General features: G+C 63.9%; 7 protein-coding genes and 1 tRNA gene. 3 read left to right on the top strand and 5 right to left on the bottom strand.

What is annotated here, in order from left to right:
- A partial coding sequence (locus Q0R27_RS12195; protein WP_293945173.1) for a DUF2842 domain-containing protein occupies positions 1-212 on the top strand: 212 nt, incomplete at its 5' end.
- Between the two features lie 62 nt (positions 213-274).
- Positions 275-1,330, top strand: a complete 1,056-nt coding sequence (locus Q0R27_RS12190; RefSeq protein WP_293945171.1) for a cell wall hydrolase — start codon at positions 275-277, stop codon at positions 1,328-1,330.
- Positions 1,331-1,389: 59 nt separating this feature from the next.
- Here the strand turns inward: Q0R27_RS12190 and Q0R27_RS12185 are convergent.
- The 5 genes from Q0R27_RS12185 to Q0R27_RS12165 all read right to left on the bottom strand — a co-directional run bounded on the left by Q0R27_RS12185 (position 1,390) and on the right by Q0R27_RS12165 (position 5,583).
- Positions 1,390-1,466 (bottom strand) — tRNA-Asp (locus Q0R27_RS12185).
- A 95-nt stretch (positions 1,467-1,561) separates the two neighbouring features.
- Positions 1,562-2,764: an AI-2E family transporter gene (locus Q0R27_RS12180; RefSeq protein ID WP_293945169.1), complete on the bottom strand. Its 1,203-nt coding sequence runs from the start codon at positions 2,762-2,764 to the stop codon at positions 1,562-1,564.
- A 208-nt stretch (positions 2,765-2,972) separates the two neighbouring features.
- The gene (locus Q0R27_RS12175) at positions 2,973-3,602 is read right to left on the bottom strand and encodes a ParB-like protein (RefSeq protein ID WP_293945167.1); all 630 of its coding nucleotides are present in this window, start codon (positions 3,600-3,602) and stop codon (positions 2,973-2,975) included.
- 4 nt (positions 3,603-3,606) lie between these two features.
- Positions 3,607-5,202: a SulP family inorganic anion transporter gene (locus tag Q0R27_RS12170; protein WP_293945165.1), complete on the bottom strand. Its 1,596-nt coding sequence runs from the start codon at positions 5,200-5,202 to the stop codon at positions 3,607-3,609.
- A 102-nt stretch (positions 5,203-5,304) separates the two neighbouring features.
- A complete protein-coding gene (locus Q0R27_RS12165; protein WP_293945162.1) occupies positions 5,305-5,583 on the bottom strand; it encodes a metal/formaldehyde-sensitive transcriptional repressor in 279 nt (92 codons plus the stop codon).
- Positions 5,584-5,766: 183 nt separating this feature from the next.
- On the opposite strand from Q0R27_RS12165, the gene Q0R27_RS12160 reads away from it, so the two are divergent.
- A complete protein-coding gene (locus Q0R27_RS12160; protein ID WP_293945160.1) occupies positions 5,767-7,104 on the top strand; it encodes a carbohydrate porin in 1,338 nt (445 codons plus the stop codon).
- The last annotated feature ends 57 nt before the right edge of the window (positions 7,105-7,161 follow it).

Raw genomic sequence — 7,161 nt, 5'->3', positions numbered from 1 at the left:
TTGAGGAATTTTCGATGACCAGAGGTTCGCGGACGATCATCGGGGTGTTCAGCATCATCGGGTTGATCGGGTTGATCGGGCTGATCGTGGCGGCCTTCGCCAATTGGATCGCGCCATGGCCGATCTGGGCGCAGAGCCTGTTCTATCTGGGTGCAGGGCTGGTCTGGCTGTTGCCGCTGAAGCCCTTGCTTGTGTGGATGAACAAGGCGTGATTTCAAGGGCTTGACCGGGGACGGTTGAATTAGCCGTATTAGTAGCCTACATCAGCGCCATCATGCTTTCGCGACATTTCCACCAGCCCTTGCGGCTTGCGCATGCATATCCGCGCGAGGCGGGGATTGCGCTGGCGGCGCTGATATTCAGTGCTGCGGCAATGGCGACGGTGGTGACCGCGCCGACCTCAATGGATCAGCGTGCGGCAAGGATGCTGACGCCAGCGTCGGCCGCGCCGCCGATCGTGCCCGACATGACGATCCAGACGGTCGCGCCCGACAAGGCGGTCGCACTCAACAATGAAATCCCGCTCAGCGCCGCCTCAGGCCCCGCTGCGCAGCCGTTCGCGGTAGCTGGCGCGAGCCAGGCATCGCGGACCGCGGCGCTGACCTGCCTGGCGCAGGCGATCTATTATGAGGCGGGCAACGAGAGCGAGGAAGGCCAGCGCGGGGTCGCTCAGGTCATTCTCAACCGGGTCCGCCACCCGGCCTTCCCAGCGAGTGTGTGCGGGGTGGTCTATCAGGGATCTACCCGCCCGACCGGATGCCAGTTCACTTTTACCTGCGACGGGTCGCTCGATCGCCGTCCCGACCTTGCTGGATGGAACCGCGCGCGCCGCGTGGCCGGTGATGCGCTGCACGGAACGGTTGCGGGCGGTGTGGGCTATGCGACCCATTATCACGCCAATTATGTCCTGCCGACCTGGGCGCACACGCTGGCCAAAAGCGACGTGATCGGCGCGCACCTATTCTATCGCTGGGCGGGCAACTGGGGCCAGCCGGCGGCGTTCGTGCAGCGCTATGCCGGGCGCGAGGCCAGTGCCGATGCGCTGCGTTCGCAGGCGCTGGCGTCGCATGCTGCCTATATTGCCGCCGGGATGCCGACGGCGGGGCATCCGGTCGCTCCTGCGGCGATGACCGCGCGCGATGCGGTCGAGCAGGCGGTCGCATCGGGCCTGCCGGTGACACAGAAGGCCGACGGGCTGGTCAATCTGCACTTCGGCCTGAAGGCGCGCGCTGCAGTCGAAACGGCGATCGCAAAGCCGCGCCCGTCCGAGACTAAAGGCGTGACCGATGCAGGCGCTCCAGCGCCCGACGAGAAGCCGCTCGGTAGCTGAAGTCGCGACGCCGCGCGCGCCTGCTCAACAGATATTCATGTGAAACCATCCCGCGAGGATGGCGCGAGTGACGGGGCTCGAACCCGCGACCTCCGGCGTGACAGGCCGGCGCTCTAACCAACTGAGCTACACCCGCGAACTGACCTCGATCGGCTCCGGTGGGCGGGCAACTAGGGTAGGCCCCCTGCCCTGTCAACAACGGCAAGCGCGGATTGCGCCGCATTTCCCACGTTAATTGTCGCTCGCCTCATCGTCGTCGCCGACGTGCGTGAGCACTCCGTCTTCGAACAGGAAGCCGGCGATATCGGGGGTGCCGGCGGCGGAGAAAATCGTCTTGATGATGATCAGCAGCGGGACCGCCAGCAAGGCGCCGGTCGTGCCCCACACCCATGCCCAGAAACTGAGCGAGACGAGGATCAGGAGCGGGTTGATCTCAAGCTTGCGGCCGACCAGCGAGGGGGTGAAGACGTTGGCTTCGATGACGTGCATGGCGAGGAAAATCGCCGGGGGCAGCATCGCCGACCAGACGTCGGTAAACTGCATCAGCCCGCCGAAGCTGAGCAGGAGGACGCAGGCGATCGGGCCGAGATAGGGGATATAGTTGAGCACCGCGACGATGCCGCCCCACATCATTGGCGAATCCATCCCGAGGAACCACAGGATCGCCGCGGTGATCGCGCCCATCGAGATGTTGATCAGCGTGATCGTGCCGAGATAGGTCGAAGTCGCCTCGACCACCTGCTGGATCACCCGCGCTGTCGTCAGCGCCCCTGCGAAGCTGCCCCGGCTGACGATCGTCCGCTTGCGCATCCCGGTCCAGCCGGCGAGAAAGAAAAAGATCACTAGAAGCGAAAAGAACAGCTGGATCAGCAGATGCGGCGCCTGCGTGGTGATGGTGTCGACGAAGCTGCTGGTCGATTCGAGCCGCACCGTGCGAATCGATTTCGCCGGAGCGGTCGCGATTTGCGCGGTCGTATTGTCGATCCAATGCTGGAGCGACTTGTACAGGCTGATCACCGGATCGAGCGAGTGGCGCACCTGCTCGATGCGTTGCGGGATCAGCCGCACCCAGTCCATCGCCGGCAGCACGATCGAGCCCAGCGCGAAGATCGCCAGTCCGAGAAACAGCAGCACGCACAGCGTCGCGGCGAGCTTCGACGGCACCCCGCGCCGCTCGAACCATTCGAGCAACGGCACCAGGGCAACCGCGATCACCAGCGCCGCAGTCACCGGCATGAAGAACTCGGCGCCCTCCTTGAGCGCGAACGGGATCGCCAGGATCAACCCGACCCCCCCGATCAAGGTCAGCGAAGCGAGCAGCCGAACGCGCTTGAGCGCGACATGCTCGAGGTCCTGCGCCTCACCGGCAAGCTGCGCCGGGGTCGGCGGCGGCGTAGTCGATGGAGTCGGGGATGGGTCTCTGCGCGCGTCCATGCGTCCGACCATAGGTCGCGCGCGACAGCTGTTCCAGCCCCGCTCGAACCATATCTGGTGCCCCCGGTCCGACTCGAACGGACACGTCTTTCGACACTCGATTTTGAGTGGGACGAGACTTCCGTAACTATTTATAATAAAAGCATTTGTTTTCGTCAAGCAAGAAAATGTGTAAGGCTTTGTGTAAGTGTCGCGGAGACGGTTGCAGTCAAAGCGAGGACGTGACGTGATCAGGACCGCACCACCCGGGCATGAAGGAAGCCTCGTGCGCGCGAGCAAGAAGCAGGGCCTTGGCGACTGCGCGTTCATAATGGGCCTCGAGCTGCGGGCGCTTGAGTCGGCGACGGAAATAATCGGCCCAGATGAACTCGCTGAACGGCGTGACATCCTTGGCATAGCCGCCTGCTTCGCGAACCGCACCCGCCAGCGATCGGAACGGATCGTCGACCAGCTTGGCAATTCTCTTGGGGATTGCCGAATAGTCACGCCGCTTGCCGTCGGTATCGAACGGATGGAGCCAGCCACGATTATCGAGGAATATCCAGAATGCCGGAAGGCTCAGCTGGTGAAGATCGGCGACAACCGTCGTCAGCACTTCGCTTTGCCCCTCGTCATGGAGTGCTCGCGCCAGGTGGTGGTGATCGATCACATAAGGCCGCCGCTTGGGCCCGAGCACGACGGGAATCATATGCCGACCAAGATATGCGCCGCCGTGCTCTCCCTCACCGCGCCACTGCAAGCGCTTCCGCTCCACTTCGCGCAACCCCACGGTGATCTGCGTCGGTCGGAGAGAGGCGATCGGAACGGGGGTCAGGATGGGTTCGCGGCTGTTTCTCATGGGGTCAGCTCCTTCGACTTGCGCTGGCACGTGCCGACTCGACCGCGTCGGCGATGCTTCGATGGCCGTCGGCGGCGAGCGTGGCCAGCGGTTCCCCCGCCGCGGCAAGCAATTCGCGAACGGGGTCCTTCAGTCGCCCGAGTATCAACCGCTGACCGCGCGCCGTGAGCCGTGTTGCGCTTTCGCCCAAAACATCGACCGCGCTGCTATCAAGGTCGTAGCTTTCCTCGAGGCTAAGCACCACGACCCGCGTCGCCGCGCTCGTCGCGCGCTCGATGGCGTTCATGATCGCCTCTGCGTTGCCGAAGAACAGCGGTTCTCGCGGTCGGACAACAAGGATGGCGGGATCAACTCGGGCGTTGGGATGGCGTGCCAGATCGACGTAGTTTCGTCCCCCGTCGAGCTGACCCAGCCGATCGATATCATGCTCTGACAGGCGTCGGGCGATGGCCAGCACCGACAGCGATACCGCAAGCAACATCCCGTATAGAGCACCAAAGGCAAGCACGCCGACCGCCGCGGCAAGTGCGACCCACTGATCCCGTCCCAGCTGCCACAACCGCAACAGCGGGCGCGGATCCAGCGCATGGGTCAGCGCGGCGATGACGATCGCCGCCAGGACCGCGCTCGGCACGCGCGCGATCAACGGCAACGCGACGAGCAACAGCGCGGCCAGCGCCACAGCGGCAACCGACCCGGCGATGCGACTGGTCGCACCCGCCGCATCATTGGCCGACGAGGCTGAAAAACCCGCCCCGACCGGTTGCCCTCCAACGCTCGCCGCAGCCAGATTAGCCAGCCCCAGCGCGACCAGCTCGCGATTGGGGTCAAGCGTTTGGCCATGGCGCAGTGCCAAGGTCCGGCTTGTGCCCCACGCCTCGACGAAAAGGATCATCGCCAAGGGCAGGCTTGCCGAGCCGACCGACAACCATTGTGAGACGCCGAACTGGGGAAGCGCGGGCCAGTCGATGTCGAGTGCAATCCGGCCAATCGTCGGCACTCCCATCTGGGCGAAATCGACAACGAACGACAGTGCCACGGTCGAAGCCAGTACGACGAATGCCGCTGGCACCATGCGCCATCGACGCAAGGCCAGCATGACGCTCAACGCAAGCGCGGCAATCGCCAGAGCCGCTACATTCCATCGCGCGATGCCTGCCACAACCTCGCCTAGCTGGCGGATGAGCAAGGCACTTGGCGCGTGAACCCCGGTCACCGAAAAAAACTGCCGAAGGACGATGCTCGCCGCTAGGCCGAACGCAAATCCGCGCAACACTGGCCGAGACACGAACGCCGCGATGAACCCCAGCCGCAACAGGCCTGCCAAGACGAACAGCAGACCAACGCAGCCGACCAGCGCCAGCGTCAACGCCAACCGTGCTCCGGGCTCGCCAACGCCAAGGCTGGCCAGTGCCGCCGCCAGCACGGCGGCGCTCGCCGAGGTTGGCGTGACGATCGCCACCTGGCACCGTCCGGCGATGGCATAGACGGTAAGGCCCGCCAGCGCCGCAGCCAGCGCGTGGACCGGCGGAAGGCCGGCAATCGAGCCATAGGCAATCGACTCCGGGAGCACGAGCCCGGCGACCGAAAGCCCTGCCACGATATTTGCGCTGTTGGCCGGCTTTCCCACAGACCGATCATGACACGCACATGACCGGCGAGAAAGCGCGAGATTATGTCATATTGGTAGCGATGGCTTTTGCTACGTCAGGTAAGCGTGGACAATCGCAACCAATTCTTCGGCTGCTTGCGACCGGGGGTCGTCGCGGGGCGCGTCCGGATCGAGCATATGTTCCCGGATATGGTCTTCGATCACTTCAGCGATGAAGCCGTCCAGAGCGCCCCGGCATGACGTTGCCTGCTGAAGGACGCGCGCGCATTCGGTGTCGGCCTCGACCGCTCGTTCGATTGCCTCAAGTTGGCCGCGCAGACGCTTCAGACGATTGAGGAGCTTCTGCTTTTCCTTGGCAACATGTCCCATTCGGTCGAAATCCCAGCCTACTTGAACATATAGCCCCCTAGGGTATAGGCACGATCGAGTCGAGACCTGCACACACCCTCGGGCGAGCGCCGACCTTGGACGCCCACACGAGGAACACAGCCGCACTGGTGGCACCATCAATGTCACAATTTTCGGCTAAACTTGCGCGCACCGGGATCGACGATGATCAATCGCACATTTTTCAATACAGCGGTCGCGGTGACGCTGGCTTTGGGGATCACCGCGCCCGCCGCAGCGCAAGTCGCACCTGCGCCGGCGCAAGCTGACCAGAATTGGGCGCTTCATGCCCAGGCGACCTTTGTCACCCAAGGCGTGGCTGGTTTCAGCTCGCCTTATGAAGGGCCGAACAGCCTTGCGCCGAGCCAGGTCAAGGAGACGTTCGACGCAACGGTCTACGCCGGCGTTCGCCCGTGGGGCGGGGCGGAATTGTGGATCAACCCCGAGATCGATCAGGGTTTTGGCCTCTCAAACACGTTGGGCGCGGCCGGCTTTCCGAGCGCGGAAGCCTACAAGGTCGGCAAGTCCAACCCCTACTTGCGACTCCAGCGCCTCTTTTTCCGTCAGACCATTGATCTGGGCGGTGAGACCCAGTCCGTTGCCGGTGCGGCCAACCAGCTCGCGGGGAGCCAGACGGCCAATCGGCTCGTGCTGACCGGAGGCAAGGTAGGCGTCGGCGATATATTCGATACCAACCGCTATGCGCACGATCCGCGTGCGGACTTTCTCAACTGGTCGGTCGTCGATGCAGGCAATTTCGACTATGCGGCCGATGCCTGGGGCTACAGCTATGGCGTCGCGGGCGAATGGGATCAGGGGCCGTGGACGTTCCGGATTGGCGCGTTCAACCTCTCCAAAGTGCCCAACGGCGAGACGCTGGAACGCGATTTCAGCCAGTATCAGCTCGTTGGCGAAGTCGAGCATCGTCACAGCATCGCTGGCCATCCGGGCGCGGTGAGGGTGACGATGTTCCGTAACCGCGGCAATTTCAGCCGCTTCGATGATGCGCTGGCACTAGCGGCGATAACCGGCGGGGCGGTTGACCCCAGCCTGACCCGGCGCCGGATGAGCCGAACGGGTGGTCATATCAACGTCGAACAGGAGGTGACCGACACGCTCGGCCTGTTCGCGCGCGCCGGGATCAGCGACGGGGCGATTGAGCCGTATGACTTTACCGACATCGACCGTACGGTCGCCGTCGGGGGTACGCTCAACGGCAAAAGTTGGGGCCGGCCGGACGACAGAATCGGCTTGGCCACCGTCGTCAACGGCATCTCCAAGGCGCACGAGCGCTATCTTGGTGCAGGCGGAATCGGAGTCCTGGTCGGGGACGGCCAGCTTCCCCACCCTGGGTCGGAGTTGATCGCGGAAGCCTATTATGACTGGCATGCGGCGCACGCCATCGACCTCACGCTCGATTATCAGTTCATCGGCAACCCCGGCTACAACCGCGACCGCGGCCCCGCCAACGTCCTGGCCGTTCGGCTCCATGGCGCCTTTTGAGATGATCGCGCGGATCACCCCTGAGAAGCAGTCGGCTCGCGTGTTGCCGTCATTCTC

The organism is Sphingomonas sp., assembly GCF_025362505.1.
In the GTDB taxonomy this organism is placed as follows: Bacteria; Pseudomonadota; Alphaproteobacteria; order Sphingomonadales; family Sphingomonadaceae; genus Sphingomicrobium.
Note: the sequence above shows the minus strand (reverse complement) of the source record. Positions and strands in the feature narration are given on the sequence as shown.

Coding starts and splice junctions, on each gene's coding strand:
- Q0R27_RS12190 (WP_293945171.1), top strand. CDS start 275: ATGCTTTCGCGACATTTCCACCAGCCCTTGCGGCTTGCGCATGCATAT.
- Q0R27_RS12165 (WP_293945162.1), bottom strand. CDS start 5,583: ATGGGACATGTTGCCAAGGAAAAGCAGAAGCTCCTCAATCGTCTGAAG.
- Q0R27_RS12180 (WP_293945169.1), bottom strand. CDS start 2,764: ATGGACGCGCGCAGAGACCCATCCCCGACTCCATCGACTACGCCGCCG.
- Q0R27_RS12175 (WP_293945167.1), bottom strand. CDS start 3,602: ATGAGAAACAGCCGCGAACCCATCCTGACCCCCGTTCCGATCGCCTCT.
- Q0R27_RS12160 (WP_293945160.1), top strand. CDS start 5,767: ATGATCAATCGCACATTTTTCAATACAGCGGTCGCGGTGACGCTGGCT.